The 19459-nt window shown below is 60.8% G+C and carries 12 protein-coding genes; 1 reads left to right on the forward strand and 11 read right to left on the reverse strand.

Going from position 1 to position 19459, the window contains the following annotated elements; translation table 11 throughout:
• Window positions 1-58 precede the first annotated feature (58 nt).
• Window positions 59-2809 carry a valine--tRNA ligase gene (gene valS, locus OZY47_RS07660; RefSeq protein ID WP_277177750.1) on the forward strand — a complete coding sequence of 917 codons (2751 nt, stop codon included), beginning with the start codon at window positions 59-61 and terminating at the stop codon, window positions 2807-2809.
• Window positions 2810-2962: 153 nt separating this feature from the next.
• Here valS and OZY47_RS07665 read toward each other — a convergent pair whose 3' ends face one another.
• The 11 genes from OZY47_RS07665 to OZY47_RS07715 all read right to left on the reverse strand — a co-directional run bounded on the left by OZY47_RS07665 (window position 2963) and on the right by OZY47_RS07715 (window position 19396).
• A complete protein-coding gene (locus OZY47_RS07665; RefSeq protein WP_277177752.1) occupies window positions 2963-3541 on the reverse strand; it encodes a hypothetical protein in 579 nt (192 codons plus the stop codon).
• Window positions 3542-3803: 262 nt separating this feature from the next.
• Window positions 3804-4196, reverse strand: coding sequence for a chorismate mutase (locus OZY47_RS07670; RefSeq protein WP_277177754.1), 393 nt, complete (start codon window positions 4194-4196; stop codon window positions 3804-3806).
• Between the two features lie 316 nt (window positions 4197-4512).
• A complete protein-coding gene (rho, locus tag OZY47_RS07675; protein ID WP_277177756.1) occupies window positions 4513-6519 on the reverse strand; it encodes a transcription termination factor Rho in 2007 nt (668 codons plus the stop codon).
• A 341-nt stretch (window positions 6520-6860) separates the two neighbouring features.
• Entirely contained in the window at window positions 6861-8504 is a 1644-nt protein-coding gene (locus OZY47_RS07680) for an NAD(P)/FAD-dependent oxidoreductase (protein WP_277177758.1), read from the reverse strand.
• Window positions 8505-9262: 758 nt separating this feature from the next.
• A complete protein-coding gene (locus OZY47_RS07685) occupies window positions 9263-9577 on the reverse strand; it encodes a DUF2469 domain-containing protein (protein ID WP_277177760.1) in 315 nt (104 codons plus the stop codon).
• Window positions 9574-10836, reverse strand: coding sequence for a GNAT family N-acetyltransferase (locus OZY47_RS07690; protein ID WP_277177761.1), 1263 nt, complete (start codon window positions 10834-10836; stop codon window positions 9574-9576). The genes OZY47_RS07685 and OZY47_RS07690 overlap by 4 nt, the downstream gene beginning before the upstream one ends.
• Before the next feature lie 384 nt (window positions 10837-11220).
• The gene (locus tag OZY47_RS07695) at window positions 11221-13440 is read right to left on the reverse strand and encodes a leucine-rich repeat domain-containing protein (protein ID WP_277177762.1); all 2220 of its coding nucleotides are present in this window, start codon (window positions 13438-13440) and stop codon (window positions 11221-11223) included.
• A gap of 938 nt (window positions 13441-14378) precedes the next feature.
• Window positions 14379-15878, reverse strand: coding sequence for an Asp-tRNA(Asn)/Glu-tRNA(Gln) amidotransferase subunit GatB (gatB, locus tag OZY47_RS07700; protein ID WP_277177764.1), 1500 nt, complete (start codon window positions 15876-15878; stop codon window positions 14379-14381).
• Between the two features lie 24 nt (window positions 15879-15902).
• Window positions 15903-17459 carry an Asp-tRNA(Asn)/Glu-tRNA(Gln) amidotransferase subunit GatA gene (gene gatA / locus OZY47_RS07705; protein ID WP_277177766.1) on the reverse strand — a complete coding sequence of 519 codons (1557 nt, stop codon included), beginning with the start codon at window positions 17457-17459 and terminating at the stop codon, window positions 15903-15905.
• Window positions 17459-17758, reverse strand: coding sequence for an Asp-tRNA(Asn)/Glu-tRNA(Gln) amidotransferase subunit GatC (gene gatC, locus OZY47_RS07710; RefSeq protein WP_277177767.1), 300 nt, complete (start codon window positions 17756-17758; stop codon window positions 17459-17461). Before gatC ends, gatA begins: the two co-directional genes overlap by 1 nt.
• A 288-nt stretch (window positions 17759-18046) precedes the next feature.
• On the reverse strand, window positions 18047-19396 hold the full coding sequence (locus OZY47_RS07715) for an ABC transporter permease subunit (protein WP_348519403.1): 1350 nt from the start codon (window positions 19394-19396) through the stop codon (window positions 18047-18049).
• Between the last annotated feature and the right edge of the window lie 63 nt (window positions 19397-19459).

The following is a 19459-nucleotide window of genomic DNA, read 5'->3' on the forward strand; positions in this document are numbered from 1 at the left end:
AATATCAACGTGGACAGGCACGCCCTGATGTCACCATTGCTTTCTAAACTTGAGGGTTATGACTGATCAGGACAATAACACTATCAACGCAAGCCTTTCGCCGCTTCCCGACAGGGTCGGCGTCGACGGCCTCGAGGACAAATGGCGTGCCGATTGGGACGACAACGGCACCTATTATTTCGACATCCCGCGCGACGGTAACGGCGAGCCCGACCGCAAGGCCGTCTACTCCATCGACACCCCGCCGCCCACCGTTTCGGGCAGCCTGCACGTGGGCCACGTTTTCTCCTACACCCATACCGACGTCATCGCCCGCTACGAGCGTATGAAGGGCAAGCACGTCTTCTACCCGATGGGCTGGGACGACAACGGCCTGCCCACCGAGCGCCGCGTGCAGAACTATTACGGCGTGCGCGTCGACACGTCGCTCAAGTATGATCCTGATTTCAAGCCGCCGTTCGAGGGCACGCAGGGCAAGAAGATCAACGCCCGCGACCAGGTGCCTGTCAGCCGCAAGAACTTCGTGGAGCTGTGCGAGAAGCTCACCGCGCAGGACGAGAAGCAGTTCGAGGCGCTATGGCGTTCCTTGGGCATGTCCATCGACTGGCGCCAGACCTACCACACCATCGGCGAACACCCGCAGCGCGTGGCTCAAAAGGCGTTCCTGCGCAATCTCGCGCGCGGCGAGGCCTATCAGAAGGACGCCCCCGGTCTTTGGGACGTCACCTTCCAGACCGCAGTGGCACAGGCCGAGCTGGAAAGCCGCGAGTACGACGGCTTCTACCACCGCGTCGCCTTCCGCTTCGAGGACGGCACCCCGATCTACATCGAGACCACCCGTCCGGAGCTTTTGGCCGCTTGCGGCGCGTTGATCGCCAACCCCAACGACGAGCGCTACCAGAAGTACTTCGGCCAGTACGTCTACTCCCCGCTTTTCAAGGTGAAGGTGCCAATCCTCGCGCACCCCGCCGCGGAGATGGACAAGGGCGCCGGCATCGCGATGTGCTGCACCTTCGGCGACCAGACAGATATCGAGTGGTGGCGTGACCTGAACCTGCCGACCCGCCCGATCATCCAGCGCAACGGCCGCATCATCATGAACGTGCCCGATTGGATCACTGACGAAGGCGGCAAGAAGATCTTCGAGGAGACCGAAGGCAAGACCACCTTCACGGCCCGCAAGATCATCGTCGAGCACCTACGTGAGTCCGGCGACCTCGACGGCGAGCCGAAGCCCACCAAGCGTATGACGAACTTCTACGAGAAGGGCGACAAGCCGCTCGAGATCGTCACCTCGCGCCAGTGGTACCTGAAGAACGGCGGCACCGATATGAAGCTGCGCGCCGAGCTGCTCGAGCGTGGCAAGGAGCTCGAGTTCCACCCCGACTTCATGCGCGTGCGCTATGAGAACTGGGTCAACGGCTTGAACGGCGACTGGCTCATCTCGCGCCAGCGCTTCTTCGGCGTCCCGTTCCCGCTGTGGTACCCGGTCAAGGCCGACGGCGATCCGGATTACGACCATCCGATCACCCCGAGCGAGGACCAGCTGCCGATCGATCCGACCAACGATGTGCCGGCCGGCTACAGCGAGGACCAGCGTGATGTGCCCGGCGGCTTCACCGCCGAGAAGGACATCATGGACACCTGGGCCACCTCGTCGCTGACCCCGCAAATCGTGACCCACTGGGCCGAGCCCGACCAGGAAAGCAAGGACCTCTTCAAGGCCACCTTCCCGATGGACCTGCGCCCGCAGGGCCAGGACATCATCCGCACCTGGCTCTTCAGCACGATGGACCGCGCGCATCTCGAGAACCATTGCCTGCCGTGGGCGCACACCGCGCTTTCCGGCTGGATCCTCGACCCCGACCACAAGAAGATGTCGAAGTCCAAGGGCAACGTCGTCGTTCCGAAGGAGCCGGTCGACAAGTACGGCGCCGATGCGGTGCGTTATTGGGCTGCCTCCGCCAAGCTCGGCCTCGACGCCACCTACGACGAGGGCCAGATGAAGATCGGCCGCCGTCTGGCCATCAAGCTCCTGAACGCCACCAAGTTCGCGCTGGCCATCGGCCGCGAGGACGACAACCATCACGTCGGTGCCGCCGCGAGTGCCGCCTGGAACCCGGCCGATGTCACCGAACCGCTTGACCGCGCCGTGATGGCACGCATGGCTTCCGTGATCCGAGAGGCCACCAAGTCGATGGATTCCTACGAACATTCCAAGGCGCTCGAGATCATCGAGACGTTCTTCTGGCAGTTCTGCGACGACTATATCGAACTGGTAAAGAACCGCGCCTACGGAACGGCTGATTCCACTGGCAAGACGCCAACGGAAGCCGCTGTGAAGTCCGCTCGCACCACGCTGGGCTTGGGTCTCGAGGCGTTCGCACGTCTCTTCGCGCCATACATGCCGTTCGCCACCGAAGAGGTCTGGCACTGGATGCACGCGGGCGAGGGCTCTGTGCACACCGCCGCCTGGCCGAAGGCCGAACCGTACGAGGCCGCCGCTGGTGACGCTGATCCGGACATGCTCGTCTGGGCCGGCAAGGCGCTGGCCGAGCTGCGTGGCTTGAAGTCTCAGGCCAAGGTCTCCATGAAGACCCCGATCCTCAAGGCGACGCTCAACGTCCCCGAAGCCGGCAAGAAGGCCATCGACGAAAGCCTCATTGACATCGCCGAGGCTGGCAAAGTCACCGGTCCGCTTACAGTCGCGGTCGACGATTCGGCCGACGTGCCCGACAACGAAATCGTGGTGAAGGTCAGCGACGCCGAGCTCGGCGAACCGCCGGCCAAGAAGCCGAAGAAGAAGTGATGGCTCGATAGCCGAGGCGAAAGCCAAGAGAAAAAGCCAAAACCCGGGTTCTTGTGAATCCGGCAAAGAAGTGGGTCCGCACCGTTCATCGATGCGGGCCCACTCTCGATATCTCACAATATTCAACGCCTCTCGCGCCTCACAACCAATCGTTCACAACCACTCACTGATGGTCGACAAATCGCCACAAACCAGCTTCTCACTGGGAACGGTGCCCACGACGGCCGTGTACGGCTCGCACAGCGTCTTGCCACGTATAGCCATGCTTTCGATGGCATGCATGAACCCGGTGACCTGCGAGTCCGGCATACGCGCCACATCATCCTCCAAAATCACCGAGCGCATCACCAGCCGCACATGCTCGACATCATAGGCCGGGCCACGCTCGCCTTTCGTCGCGTCGAAATCCGTGGAGAATTCCAGCCCGTTCTCGCCCAGGCAGGCGGGCGCATGGGGCGCCCAGGAGATATTGGAGATGCACGCCTTGAGCAGTGAGGAGAGCCCGGTGAGCAGCAACTTGCTTTGCGTCATCGACAGCCCGGCGCGCTCACAATACAAAAACCACGACACAGGAAGGTCCTGGGTGCCGCCCAAGGCCTCCTCGAATTCGACCATCGCCCGCTCCATCAGCTCCACGCGGTCCTCAAGCCGCTTCTGCGCGGCGATCATGTCGTCATTGGCATGGGAACCTTTCTTTTTGTCGTGCTTCTTGCCGGACTGCTTCTTGCCCATACCATTCTCCTCGCTGATATGCGACAGTATGTGTCAATACCAATAATATTCCATACAACTGAAATTGGTATTTGTAAACTATCATCATTGATACATCAAAGTCACAACCCGATACGGCAGAAGGGTTCGCGGTCCTTATAAAATCCGTTGACGCGAAGGCGACAAACCGTTTGACAGATTTGACATCCCGATATCCGCAAACTGGATTTTCAGGCTATACGCTCTCGACTCTCGATTACCTACGCCTGCCCCGCTACACCACTCATGCATAGACGTCGAGTACGCCGGGGTCGCCGCCGGCCTCAGCGATGCGCTGGTGACGGTTCTTGGCCTCGGTGACCACGAACTCGCGGTAGTTCTCCTCGATGTTCGGGTCGAGCCCTGCGCTGATGGCGACCTGCTTGAGACGCACGGATTGGCGGCTTTCACGCTCGCGGTCCTCAGGGGCGAACCCCGCCTTCGCCTTGAGCGCCCCCACCTCGGCGGTGTATTTGAAGCGTTCGGCGAGCAGCGAGACGATGGCCGTGTCCACGTTGTCGATGGACTGCCGCAATTGCTTGATGCGCGCGACGTCGTGCGCGATTTCAGGGTTCTGCGCGGCTTGGGCGTCGTCGATGGTCGTGTTGCGCCAGCCAGAGGAGTCACTATCGTTCATAATCCAAGGATACCGCGCGCAACGCCAACCACCCCACGGCCTGGTCGCAAATGTGACGCAACCGCGTGGCGGCCGTCACAAATGCAATCACATCCATTCCCCGATTGCAAACGTGACGCAAACCCCAGCATAAACGTCACAAATGCAACCGGGGCTATCCAAAAACTTGCGCTTGTGACGCAAACCAGCCCATCCGCGTCACATCCGCAACCAAACACACCCACAAATTGCAAATGTGACGCAAACAGCTTGTTTTGCGTCACATTTGCAATCAACAGTTGGCAGCAGCTAGCAGCTATAGCTCAGGAAACGAGCATCAGTTGTTGTTCTGCTTGATGATGGCCTGCAGGAAGTCGCGGTTGGTGGCCGTCTTCTTCAGGCGCGGCACGATGGTCTGGTAGGCCTGCTCGGGCTCGAGGCCGCCAAGCAGACGGCGCAGGCGATAGATGACCGCCAGCTCGTCGTTCGGGGTGATGAGCTCCTCGCGGCGCGTGCCGGAGGCGTTGATGTCGATGGCCGGGAAGAGGCGCTTGTTGGCCAGATCGCGCGAAAGGCGCAGCTCCATGTTGCCGGTGCCCTTGAACTCCTCGAAGATGACCTCATCCATCTTGGAGCCGGTCTCCACCAGCGCCGAGGAGATGATGGTGAGCGAGCCGCCGTTCTCGATGTTGCGGGCCGCGCCGAAGAACTTCTTGGGCGGGTAGAGCGCCTGCGCATCGACGCCGCCGGAAAGGATTCGACCGGAGGCGGGCGCCGCGATGTTGTAGGCGCGGGCCAGGCGGGTCATGGAATCGAGCAGCACCACCACGTCCTGGCCAAGCTCGACCAGGCGCTTGGCGCGCTCGATGGCCAGTTCGGCGACGGTGGTGTGGTCGGAGGCGGGACGGTCGAAGGTCGAGGAGATGACCTCGCCCTGCACCGTGCGTTCCATGTCGGTGACCTCTTCGGGGCGCTCGTCAACCAGCACGACCATCAGGTGGACCTCGGGGTTGTTGGTCGCGATGGAGTTGGCGATGTTCTGCAGGGTGATGGTCTTGCCGGCCTTCGGCGGGGAGACGATCAGACCACGCTGGCCCTTGCCGATCGGCGATACCAGGTCGATCAGGCGGCCGATGAGCTTGTTGGGCGTGGTCTCCTGCACCAGGCGCTCCTGCGGGTAGAGCGGGGTGAGCTTGGAGAAGTGCGGACGGTTGGCCGCGTCCTCGACGCTCATGCCGTTGATGGTCTCCACGGACTGCAGCGGCACGAACTTCTGACGCTGGTTGCGGCGCTCACCCTCGCGCGGCGGGCGGATCGTGCCCTGCACGGCGTCGCCCTTGCGCAGGCCGTACTTGCGAATCTGGCCCATGGAGACATAGACGTCGTTGGGGCCGGCGAGGTAGCCGGAGGTGCGTACGAAGGCATAGGAATCGAGCACGTCGATGATGCCGGCGACGGGGACGGTGCCCTCCTGCGGATCGTTGCGGCGCTCGTCGCGATCGCGGTCACGGTCGCGCTCGGAACGGCTGTAACGCTCCTCGCGATCGTCGCGGTCGTTGTAATCGTAATTGTTGTTGCGGTCACGGCCACGCATGCGGCGCTGGTGACGCTCGTTGCCCCGCTCGTGATCGCCACGGCCGTAACGCTCGTTGCGGCCGCGCGAACGGCGGTTGAACTCGTGGCGGGGCTGCTCCTGCCTCTCGTCATCGTGCTCGCGCTTGTCGTCCACCACGGGCAGCGTGGCCAGGATGTCGTCCAGGTCGCGCACCTCGCTGGAGTTGCCGTCATGGCTGGACTCGCGATCGGCGCGCGCGCCACGATGGCCACCGCGCTCCTCATCGTTCTCCATCATCCGCTCGCCATGGTGGTGACCGGCCACGCGCGTATGTCTGCGCATCGGCTCGTCGTCGGATTCCTCGGAATCCGAACCGTTGGACGAATGCGCCGACGCCGAGGCCTGACTGGTGCCGACGTGCCGATTGACACGTCTTTCCGCCTGTCCATCGTTGCGCTCGGCTTCGGACTCGCCAGGCTGGCCCTCGCGATCGTCTTCGCGCTCATCTCGCAAGCCGGCGGTCTTGCCGCTCATATTCGATTTCGAGTTTTCCGATTTCGCCGCGGAATCCTCGGCATCGCGCTTCACTGAATCGACGGGGCTTTTGACGCTGGTCTTGGGGGCACGGACGGTGACGCCGCTGGGCGCCTCACCGCCGGAACGGGCGGCCTGCAGGGTGGCGAGCAAATCCGGCTTACGCATCGTTGACGTGCCCCGGAGTCCCATCTGCTTGGCGAGCTGCTTGAGCTCAGGCAGCTTCATATCCTCAATATTCTGGCTTGTTGCCACTGGTAATGCCTTTCCTTGGCTTCCCATAGCACTACTGCTTGGAAGCTTTGTGAAAAAGATGCGGATTACTATAAACCGCTTAAGAACGTTCGCCGCCAATATGCGGCTTTCGAACTGGTTTTCACCATACAGTAGAGCTAAGACCAATAGCGACACGGAGTGCCGCGTGTCGCGGGTGCCGCCGGAACATGAAAAAATGCGTCACAAAATCGTGGGACATCACGCAATATTTGCGAGATGAAACCATACGACGAAATGTGCAACGCAATCTCGCGATAATACAAAATCAGCCACCCAACAATATGGATGGCTGATTGCGAAAACCTAAAGACCAGGAAACGCTACTTTTCCTCGTGGTAGGACTTCTCGGTGTTGACCGACCAGACGTTCTTCTTGTCCGTCTTGCCGGACTTGATGTTGCCGACGGCCTCCATCGCGCTGGCCATGGAGTGGTCCTGGTTGTTGTAGCGGTGCTGGCCGTTACGACCCACGCAGTAAAGGTTGCCGAAGGAATCAAGGTAGTCGATGAGCTGCGGCATCTCGTCGTAGGTGTCGAAGTAGGCGGGGTACGCCTTCTTGACGTGCTCACGGTGGGAGTCGAGGACGTCCTCGGGGCCGTTGATCACGCGCATGCGGGTCAGTTCCTTGATGGCGAACGCCGTGGCCTCCTCGTCGGAGAGGTTCCAGAAGTCGTCGCCCTCCTCGCAGAAGTACTCGAGGCCGACCCAGACGGTGTTGTCCACATCCTTGACCAGGTAGGGGCTCCAGTTGTTGAAGATCTGCACGCGGCCGACCATGTAGCCCGGGTCCTGCACGTAGATCCAGCAGTCCGGCACGATCGGCGGGTTGCCGAGCGTCTTCATGTCGGTGGTGTTCTTGAGACGCAGGTGCTTGACGAGCAGGCCGACGGTGACGAAGTCGCGGTAAGGCAGGCCGTTGGCGATGCGGGTCATGTCGGCGGGCACGGCGGCAGGCTTCGTGGCGACATCCTGCGACGGGGTGTCGTCTTCCTTGACCGCCTTGTCGATCGCGTTGACGAGATCCTTGACCGGCATCGAGGAGATGAACTGGTCGCCGCCGAGCTCGACGCGCTGGCCGTCGGCGTCCTTATAGACGACGGAGGCGATGCTGCCGTCATCCTTCTGGCGCAGCTCGACCACGTTCGCGTCGGTGATGACCTTGCCGCCACCATCGACGACCTGGCTCTCGACGATCTCCCAAAGCTGGCCCGGGCCGAGCTTCGGGTACCAGAATTCCTCGATCAACGAGGTCTCGACGTCCTTGGAATCACGCTTCTTCGGCATCATCTTCTGGATGGCGTTCTTGAGCACGCTGATGACGCTCAGGCCACGGACTCGCTGAGCGCCCCAATCCGCGGAAATCTGCGACGGGGTGCGGCCCCAGACCTTCGTGGTATAGCCCTCGAAGAACATGGAGTAGAGCTGACGGCCGAAACGGTTGATGTAGAAGTTCTCGAGGTTGTCCTCGGGAAGCTTGTGGATCATCGACCAGAGATAGCTGAAGCCGGCCTTCAACGTGAGCTTCAGGCCCAGCGCCTTGAACAGGCCGGGCGAAAGCGAGATCGGGTAGTCCAGGAAGTGCTGGTTCCAGAAGATGCGCGAGACGCGGTGGCGCTTGAGCATCACTTTGTCCGTCTTCTCCGGATCGGGGCCGCCGGGCTCGAGGTCGTGGTGGCGACCGAGCTTCTTGTCGTCGTACGAGGGCGCACCCTGCAGCGGCATGATGTTCTTCCACCAGTCCATCACGCGGTCGTCCTTGGAGAAGAAGCGGTGGCCGCCGATATCCATGCGATTGCCGTTGTGCTTGACAGTGCGGCTGATGCCGCCGAACTCCTTGGTCGCCTCCAAAACGGTCACGTCGTACTTGTCGGCGCCGCCGTCCTTGAGCAGCTCCCACGCCGCGGTCAGGCCCGCAGGCCCGCCGCCAATGATCACCACAGACTTCTTATCCGCATCCGCAGCCACATCTACCTCCTCGAAAATCCATACTCTGAGGCGCAATACGCCCCACTACACAAATCATCACCAGCCTACACGCAAGCGCAAACCTCCCCAGCCACCCCACCCAAACATCCACAATCCATCTCCAACTTACGCGGATTCGTATCATTAAGGTCACAAACCCACGATGCTGTCTGGAAATATGCCTTGCTCGGGACGCTCCTTGGCCGCTCGGCCGTGTCTTACGCCCGAGCAAGGCATATTTCCAGACAGCATCTTCATCTCAATCCCCGCCACTAAAGAATCATCCGGTCCACAATCCGAGCTCTTATCCGCTCCAAATGCGCCCAGAACTCCGACATCCTCGCAGCCAGTCCCCTGAGAAACACCGGCCACCTCAAAGATGGCAGAGGAGGATATATACGTTGTTCGGGCGTAAGCTTGGCCGAGCAAAATCTACGATTTTGCCTTCGCGCTCGTACATCGCGCTCACTTCGCCTACGAAAACCCCACAGGGCTTTTCGCTTAACGGCTCAGCCAAAGCGTCCCAAACCCAATCCTTATCGCTAAAGAATCATCCCAATCGCAGTCGTAGCTCTATCCGCTCCAAACGCGCCCCAGAACTTCGACATCCTCCACAGTCAGACCCCTGAAACACCGGCCACCTCAAAGATGGGCGGGAAATATATTCGTTGTTCGGGCGTAAGACACGGCCGAGCGGCCATGGAGCGTCCCGAACAACGAACATATTTCCCGCCCATCGCATAAGAGCGCAAACGAAGCTACACCAAGGAGTCGGGAATATCGATGTCGGACTTCTGCACTTCCTCTACGTTGACATCCTTGAACGTCACGATTCTCACGTTCTTGACGAACCGCGAGGAACGATACACATCCCATACCCATGCGTCGGTGAGCCGCACGTCGAAGTAGACGTCCTGGCCGGCGGAGCGCACGTTGAAGTCGACCTTGTTGGCGAGGTAGAACCTGCGTTCGGTCTCGACCACGTAGGTGAAGAGTTTGATGACGTCGCGGTATTCCTTGTAGAGCGCGAGCTCGGCGTTGGTTTCGTAATTGTCGAGGTCTTCGGCACTCACCGACGTCCTCCTTTATGGTCGTTTGATTGCTGGGTCGATTTGTCGGATTGCTTGGAGCCGCTCGTCTGGCGCTCGGTCTTGCCGTCCTTGTCCCCGTGGCTGCTGTGGCCCAGGTTGCGCCACCACGCCTTCTTGGAGGTCTTGGTCTGCGTGGCGGAATATGGCCATACCGAGTCGGTGTCGCCCTCTTCGTTGCCGACCACGACGGGGGTCTCGTCGCGCTTGTCGTCGTCCGCGGGCTGCCCGTCGGATTCGGCCGCGGAGGGAGAATCGTTCGACGAAGCGTCAGTTGCTCCAGATTGCGCGGCGGTTGACGACGGCGACGACGCCACGGACGAATCCGCTTTCGCGTCATCATCAACACTAGACTCAGGCTGTTGAACCGCAACGTCATCGACATCGCCGCAGGACGCGTCCGCCGGCTTCGCGACCGCGGCGGCCAGCTCGTCGGCCTTCACCTTCGAACGCTGCTGAATCTCAATGGAGTGCTCGCGCGCGGCCATGGCCTCCTTGACGCCCGGGTTGCCTTCGATGACGTGCATGCCGAAGGCGTCGAGCGAGCGAATCGGATCATATTCGTCGACGAGCGTGTCGAGGACGATGAGGTCCTGGTACTTGCCGAGAGTGGCGTCCCACAGCGAATCGCGCGAGGTGCCGGACTTGATGAAGCCAAGCGACTGGTAGACCGAAAGCGTACGGGCGCTTTTCTCAGGCACGGCCACCCAAATGCGATGCATGCCGAGGCCGGTGGGCTCGGAGGCGAAGGCGTAGGTCATCACGCGGGGCATGGCGTCGCGCGAGTAGCCGCGGCCACGGTAATCCTTGCCCAGCATCACCTGGATGCGGGCCGAACGCGACCATCCATCGAGGTCGATGAGGAAGATCATGCCGATGACGTTGTCGGTCTCGCCCGCGTCAATCTTGCCGTCGACGTCGTGGTCGGCGTCGGTCAGAATCGCCCAAGCCATCGTACGGCGAGATTCGGGATCGCCGACACCGGAATCCTCCGGGGCCACGCCGCTCACCCACGCCACGGAACGCTTCACCCAGGCGTGCACCAGGGCGCGTTCGGAGACCTCATCCTTGCCCATGTCGCCCGAGGCGTTGAAATAGACCTGCAGCTGGTCGAGTTTGGGAAGATCCTCCAGGGTCGCGGGGCGCAGATGCACCATTTCGCCGCGAATCTCAGGTATGGAAATACGTTCAGGCAGACGGCGTGACACATCCTCAGCAACCGAGTCTTCGGAGTTAGCAGACATAGATCTCATTCCTCCAACGCACTGGAAATCTTCATTCAGATTACTGTATTCGCCTGACTATTCGCTGGGTATTTGCCAGCGCCAGGTAGCCGCCACAACGCAGCCTTATAGAAACGGCAAGACGAAACTCAATAGTTCGCATACTCGTAGACGAGCCAGAAACTCCAGGTTTTCGGATTGGCCGAATACTCATATATCTGGCCCTCGCTGACCACGGGAACGTCGACAACCCAGCCATATCTGGCGGCACGTTTCAGCTCCTTCGACAAACGGTAAGGTCAGGATTCGTCCGCGCGCCCTTTGCGGCGCAACGCCTCGAAACTCGTGGCGCAAAGCGCGAGCACCAGCGCCAGACCGACGGGAACGACGACCGACGAACCGGTTTCAGCCATTTCCGCACCATTGGTATTGGGGCTGGCCTTGAGGAGCCTGGGGCGATCCGGGAGCCTGCCCAGGAGCCGGCGGTGTGCCACCAGGGACACCGGGCACAACGTCATCGGCCCACACCGGACGAATCCAAATCTCATGGCCGGGCATCGAGGAGCCGGTGAAAGTGAACGGGGTCCACGGACCCGAAGCCGAGGCAGCAACCTCCCAATGGTCGAAATGCTTGCCCGCCGGCGCATGCAGGTCGGCGGCAGCCGGCTGCGTCAGCGAATCCTGATACAGCGACGAGCCCGATGGCGCGGCGCCGGTCCACGTGCCGCCGTTCCAATCGTAATGGACCGCGAACGAATCGCGCACCCAATTGGGCCGCACATAAATGTCACCGGTCACCGCGGTGCCGGAACCCGACGAACCGAAGACGAACGCGCCGAGCGAGGCCCCGTTGGACGTCGAGGCGTAAATCCAACCGTCCTGGCGCATGCCGGTGGGCGCCACCATCCCGGTCACCGTGGGTTCGGTGGTAATCGTGTCGCCATCGTTGACCGCCAACGGATTCGTGCCGGAAATCGAGGTCCACGAGGCCCCCGTGCCGGGCTCGAACGTCACCGAACGCGTCACCAAAGGCGTGATCTCGCGCGTCGCCTTGCCACCATACATGCCGATATGGCCGGGCAGGGCGGTCATGAATTGGACGCTCACCTTGTTGACGTTGCCCGCGACGCTCGACCACGTCGAAACGCCGGTGGAGGGATCATACGACCAATTGCTGCTCGGAGACACATCATACGAGGGATAAATGGTGTTGCTGGCGGGATAGCTGCCATTGAGCATCTTGTAGAAATGATTGATCTTGACGTTCGTGCGGTAACTAATCGTGGGCTCCGTTATCGATTGGTTGCCCACGTATAGGGCGTCGTTCGTATCGGTGTTCGGGAAAGCCGTCCAACCGCTCAACGGCGTGAGGTCGGAAATGTGGTTGGTCGCCAGGTTGAGCGACGTCATCGTCGTGGCGTGCGGGGAGCTGGCGATGGACGACAGGTCGTCGATGTTGTTGCTGTGCAACGAAAGGTCGGTCACCGTCAGATGGTGGTCCATCACGTATTTCATCTGCGCGTTGTCGATCTTGTCCTTGTTCAGCGCGAGCGTGGTCAGGCCCGTCACCGGATCCAGCAGCGAGACGGTGATGCCGCCGTCCCTAGTGGAGTCGGGCACGAAACCGGAAGCGTCGAGAACGACGAGGTTCGCGTGATGCGTCGCGATGTTGGTCAGGCCCGTGTCGCCGAGGAGGTTGAAGCCGACCTTGAGGGTCGTGATGCTCGCGTGGCTGTCGAGGGGCGTGAGGACCGTGAGCTTGTTTTTATTCATGTCCAGATTGGTCAGCGTGGATGAGACGCCGCTGATCGGGGCGAAACCGGCGTCATCGATCTTGTTGTCTTCCAAATCAAGCAAGGCCAGCCTCGTCAGATTGCCGATTGTCGAGGGAATGACGGTGAGCGCATTGGACTCCGCCGCGAAATTGACCATGGACGGCATATGGTTCGTCACGACGCCGATATCGGTGAGCTGGTTGTAGCTGACGTCAAACTTGGCGAGATTCGCGAGATTGGTCAGGCCGGAGATGTCGGTGACGGAGTTCTGGTCAAGGTACAGCGTCGTCAGGCTCGTCAGCGAGTTCAAATCCGACACGTCCACGATCTGGTTGGCACCCAGATCAAGCGTTTGCAGACTGGTGAGGGTTCTCAGCGGGGTCACGTCGCTTATGTCGGCTTGAACCACTTTGAGGGTCGTGAGGTTGACCAAGGGCGACAAGGGCGTGAGCTTGTTGGCGCCGTCACCGATTCCGCTATCACCGTTCAGGTTAAGCGTTTGCAGACTGGTGACGGTCGACAACGCCGTCAAATCGTCAATCGAGCTGTCGCCACTCAGATCAAGCGTCGTCAGGTTCGTCAGGCCCGACAACGGCGAGAGGTCCTCCAGACTCCAATCATCATTGATCTGGATGGTCTGGAGATTGCGCAACAGGTTCACGCCGGTCAGATTGCCACTCGAAGTGCCGCTAGAAAGGACTAGGGTGGTGACGCGATCGAGCTCCGTCTGCCGCATCACCGACTCCTCGACGATGTAATTGCCGCCCAGGGACTGGTCAATCCTGTCTATAACTTCGGACCGCACTCTGTCATCGGTGAAGCACTCGTCATACATGCTTGAGTTCAGCACGCAATTTGATTGTGGACCAACCGAGGAGCCTCCGCGGGGCTGCAGTTCCTGGGATGACGGAAGCTGGCTCAACTGACTCGGAGAGGTTTGGACCGATGACTGGCCCGGTGCGAGCGGAGGTGTTGGAGCGCCGGAAGGTTCGTTGTCGCCCTGTTGCCCACCTGACGATTGCGCCGGGGCCGAAGACTGCGCTGACGTTGGGCCGGATTCGCCTGATTGCTGGGATTGCCGGGAAGATTGCGACGAACGTGACGACTGAGCCGACGAGCCTGGTTGCTCGTCCTGCGCCGATACTTGCGGCTGACCGGCTGCACCACCATGGATCCTAGGCTCGGCCGCGAACGCCATGGAAGGCATCATCATAGATGCTCCGACGATTACCGCCACGAAAACGGAGAACAGTCCCCTTCGATGGTTCTCACGCTTGTTGTTCGATTTTGGTCGTAACAGGTTTTGCTTCTTCTGATCTGGCACAATGCTCTCCTCTATGATTCGTTGTGTCGGCTTCTCCCGAATATGCCCAACTACGACATAGAGCAAATATTATTTTTGTGCCACCTCAAAAGTCATACGTTTCCCCAAGAGGAAAATCCCCTATCTAATTCCCTAATCCCCCAACATTTTTACGTCTACTAAACCAGTCAAACCACTAATCGCTACTGATATTCAACCCCTCTTCATCCCCTTCGACAAAGAGTTAGATTCCCTCCAATAGCCCAAAATCCACCAAATCAGCCCACACTAAAGAACCAGCCCCCACCACAGTCAGCAGCTAAATCCGCTCCCCCGCCAGACTGAAGCTTCGTGACTCACATACGCAAAAGCCTGGCTGAAAAGATATTCGTTGTTCGACCGTATGACTTGGCCGAGCGGCCCGGAGCGTGTCGAACAATGAATATCTTTTCAGTCAGGCGTCAGTTACACCTAGCTGAGAAACCTCAGCCCTTCATTTTCTTGATTACAAGAGAACTCACAGCCTTGGCATCCGCCTGTCCGTGGGTAGCCCGCATGACCGCGCCGATGATGGCACCCATCGGCTTCATGTTGCCGCTCTTGAGCTTCTCGGCCACATCGGGGTTGGCGGCGAGGGCGTCATCAATCGCCTTCTCGAGTGCACCGTTGTCGGAGACGACCTGATAGCCGTGCTTCTTCACGACCTCGTCAGGCGTGCCTTCGCCGGCGAGCACACCGGTGACGGTCTGCTTGGCGAGCTTGTCGTTGAGCTTGCCGTCGGCGACGAGCTTCTCGACCTCGGCCACGTCGGCCGGGGTAATCGGCAGCTCCTCGAGCGAGAGGCCGCGTTCGTTGGCGACGCGCGAGATCTCGCCAAGCCACCACTTGCGGGCACCGGCAGCGGTCGCGCCGTCCTTGACGGTCTCTTCGACCAAATCGAGCGCGTCGGCGTTGATGATGTCGCGCATCTCGAGGTCGCTGAGCTTCCATTCCTTCTGCAGACGGGCGCGATGCTCTCGCGGCATCTCCGGCATGGTCTTGGCGATCTCGTCGATGTGATCCTGCGTGATGTGCAGCATCACGAGGTCGGGGTCCGGGAAGTAACGGTAATCGTTCGCGTCGGACTTCACACGGCCGCCAGCGGTGGTCTGCGTGGCCTCGTCCCAGTGACGGGTCTCCTGCAGGATCTCGCCACCCTCGTCGAGGATGGCCGCCTGACGACGGATCTCGTACTGCAAGGTCTTCTTGATGCCGCGGAACGTGTTGACGTTCTTGGTCTCGCTACGGGTGCCGAGCTCAGTCTCGCCCTTCTTGCGCAACGAAATATTGACATCGGCGCGCATATTGCCCTGCTCCATGCGACCATGGGAGATGCCCAGGGTGCGCACGATGTCGCGGATGGCACGCATATAGGCGTCCGCGATCTCCGGAACGCGGTCGCCGCCGCCCTCGACGGGCTTGGTGACGATCTCGATCAGCGGGACGCCGGCGCGGTTGTAGTCGACCAGCGAGTGATCCGCGCCTTCGATACGGCCGTCGGCGCCACCGATATGGGTGTTCTTGCCGGCGTCGTCCTCGATGTGTGCGCGCTCGATCGGCACGCGGAAGATGGTGCCGTCCTCGAGCTCGACGTCGAGGTAGCCGTTGCCGTTGGTGGGCTTGTCGAACTGCGAGATCTGATAGTCGCGAGGCATGTCGGGGTAGAAGTAGTTCTTACGCGCGAACTGGCTCCACTCGTTAATCTGGCAGTGCAGCGCCAAGCCGAGCTTGATCGCGAAATCGACCGCGGTCTTGTTGACCACCGGCAGCGAGCCGGGCAGGCCAAGGCTCACCGGGGTCAACTGCGAGTTGGGCTCGCCACCGAACTCGATGTGCGCCGGGCAGAAGAGCTTCGTGTTGGTGCACAGCTCGACGTGCGTCTCCAAACCGAATACCGGGTCAAATTCCTTGACGGCATCGGAATACTTCATCAATTTTTCAGCCATGATTTTATGCTCCTTGCCGTCCGATTACTTCGCGCTCTTGACGGAACCGTCAAGCCACGGGGTCTTGAGGGACTGCCAGATCGGGCCGCCCCACTGCTCCTCGAGCGCGGCCTCGAGCGCGGCGGCGGGCTTGTACATCTGCTCGTCGTGCTTCTGCGGGGCCATGAACTGGAAGCCGACCGGCAGGCCGTCGTCGGAAAGACCGGCGGGGATGCTCATCGCGGGGGTTCCGGCCATGTTCGCCGGAATCGTGGCGACATCGCTCATGTACATGGTCAGCGGGTCGTTCATCTTCTCGCCGAACTTGAACGCGGTGGTCGGGGACGTCGGCGCGACCAACACGTCGGCCTTCTCGAACGCCTTGTTGAAGTCGTCGATGATCAGCGTGCGGACCTTCTGCGCCGAGCCGTACCACGCATCGTAGTAACCGGCGGAAAGCGCGTAGATGCCGAGGATGATACGGCGCTTGACCTCGTCGCCGAAGCCGGCTTCACGGGTGTAGGCCATCATGTTGGCGGCGGTCTGCGGCACGCCTTCCGGCGGCATGACGCGCAGGCCGTAACGCATGCCATCGTAACGGGCCAGGTTGGAGCTGACCTCGGAGGGCATGATGATGTAGTAGGCCGCGAGCGCGTAATCGAAGTGCGGGCAATCGACCTCGACCACTTCGGCACCCATGCCTTGCAGCAGCTTGACCGCTTCGTTGAAGCGAGCCTCGACGCCGGGCTGGTAGCCGTCGCCGCTCAGTTGCTTGACCAGGCCGACGCGCACGCCCTTGAGGTCGCGCTTATAGCCTTCGCGGGCGGCCTTGACAATCGGCGGCACATCCATCGGGATGGACGTGGAATCACGCACGTCGTGGCCACCGATGACCTCCTGCAGCAGCGCGGAATCAAGCACGTTGCGGGAGACGGGACCGATCTGGTCGAGCGAGCTCGCCATGGCGATCGCGCCGAAACGGGAGACGCCGCCATAGGTGGGCTTGACGCCGACCGTGCCGGTCAACGAACCGGGCTGGCGAATCGAGCCACCGGTATCGGTGCCGAGGGCAAGCGGCGCCTCGAACGCGGCGACCGCGGAAGCGGAACCACCGCCGGAGCCACCAGGGACGCGCTCGGTGTCCCAAGGATTGTGGGTCGGGCCGAACGCGGAATGCTCCGTGGAGGAACCCTGCGCGAACTCATCGAGGTTGGTCTTGCCGAGCAACGGCATGCCGGCGGCCTTGAGCTTGGTGATGACCGTGGCGTCGTAGGGCGGCACCCAGCCCTCAAGAATCTTCGAGGCAGCGGTGGTCTCGATGCCCTTGGTGACGATCATGTCCTTGATGGCGATCGGTACACCGGCAAGTTCCGGCAGACCTTTGGTCTCTCCTGCCGCGTTCTTCTTGTCGAATTCGTCGGCCTGGGCGCGAGCCTCGTCGGCGGAAACGTGAAGGAAGGCGTGCAGCTCCGGCTCGGCGGCGTTAATCACGCTGAGCTCGGCGTCGACCAGCTCACGGCTGGAGACTTCCTTGTTGCGAATCTTCTCCGCCATCTGAGCGGCACTGAGCTTGACCAGCTCTTCGTTTTCGATGTTCGACATCACTCGTCACCTCCGAGGATTCGCGGCGCCACGAACATACCGTCTTCAGTGGCGGGGGCGCCGGAAAGCGCCTCTTCGGTGGTCAGCGGCTTTTCGGCCACATCGGGGCGCAGATAGGCCTCGAGCGGCACGGGGTTGGCGGTGGGTTCGACGTCATCGGACGCGACTTCCTGCACCTTGTTGATGGAATCGGCGATGACGTTCAACTCGCCTTGCATGCGGGTCGCTTCCTCGTCGGTGAGCGCTATCTTGGCCAAATCGCCAAGGTGCTCCACTGTTTCTCTTGTGAAAGTAGGCATAGCCCTCATTGTATGGGCCACTTGTGACGTTGAGATGACGAGGCGAAGCTTGCTTTTACGGGCCGTTTTCACGGGCCCTCGGCGGATAGATCAAAGCAAGACGCCCTTCTGCCCCGTTTTGTGCATCTAACAAGACGGTTCTGCTGGAAAACGTATGTTTCAGGGGGCCAAAATGTACGTTTCCCAGCAGAACTGTCTTGTTACCAGCAAAAGGGAACGGCTAATGACAGTGGTCGGCAATCAGAAGGCCTTGAGAACCAGACGGGATCAAGCTGATAATTTCGCCGGCTACTTCACGTCGCGATGACGGAAGACCGCGGTGCCGACGGCCATGAAGAGCAACGCCCACAGCCCTAGGAGCAGGCCGCTCTGCCACCAGTTCGGCGCGCCCACGTTATATGTCATGACGTCCAATCCCGCAGCCGACTGGACCTCTTGAGTCGTATAGCCCGCCAAAAACACATCGAGACAGGACGACGGCATGTACCAAGAGAGCCAGAGGAAGAATCTCACCTGGGTGAACGCGGCCAGAATCAGCAGGCTGCCCGGGAACATGCCACCCATGAATATCATCAGGACCATGGCCCCGGCGGTCGAGCGGCAGATGGCTCCGATGCCCAGCGAGATCAACGAGAACAGCCCGACCGCCAGCGCGGCTCCGACGGTGGAGACAAACGGGGTCCATGAATGGTAATAATCGTCGTAATTGGAACTGATGTTATGGCCGCTCGAAAAAGCCGAAAGCGAGACCAAAGCGAGCAACGAGGCGACCAGCGTCGAGACGAAGGCATGGCAGAACACGACCACGGCCTTCGAACCGAAATACGAGACGCGCCTGGGGTCGGCGACCAACGCGGACTGCACCGACATGTTCGAGTATTCGCCGGTGATCGAGAGCACGGCGATGGCCGCCATGACCACGATGAACATCGGCAGTGACACGATGTGCGCAAGGTTGACGAAGTTCTCGCCGCGGGCGACGGCATTCAGGTCGTTGGGCTTGGTCATCCAGCCGACGAATATGCCGGCCACCCAGATCAGGCCCACGAATATTCCCGTGAACCACCATGTGGAGCTCAGACTGTAGAGTTTGACGAACTCGGCGTGGACGCTGCCGCCGAAGGTGAGGCGGGGTTGGCGGAGGGGGATGCGGGCGATTGGCGGGGAGGCGGGTTGGGGTTGGGGTTGAGATGCCGGCTGTGGTGGCTGAGGTTGTGACGTGGCCTGAGGTTGGGATTGAAATTGAGATACGGCCTGGAGCTGAGGCTGAGGCTGGAGCGAAGGCTGAGATTGAAGCTGAGGCTGCGATACCGCCTGGGGTTGGGATTGGAATCGAGACTGCGGCGCTGCCTGAGATTGATGCTGCCACGAGTATGGGGATTCCGACGGAGACTGTGGGCGAGAAGACACTAGCGACGCCGGCGGGGACGGTACCGACGATGGCGATACTGGCAAGGTTTCCGTCGCAGACACAGGCGCTGACGTCGACGCCGTCGCAGAAGTCGATTGGGGTTGCGTCGAGGCGGCAGACTTCGGCCCGCCATTCTGTTCATCCTGCCGCGTATACCCAAGATTCTGCGGCTGCTGCCGAGGCTGCGGATTCTGGACCTGCTGGGAATGTTGTTGCGACGAAGCCATAGGCTGCAAACCTTGCAAATACTGCGATTCTTGTGTACTCAGCTGCTGGGATTGCTGAGACTG

Origin of the sequence: Bifidobacterium sp. ESL0790, from assembly GCF_029395435.1 — a bacterium.
Lineage (GTDB): Bacteria > Actinomycetota > Actinomycetes > Actinomycetales > Bifidobacteriaceae > Bifidobacterium.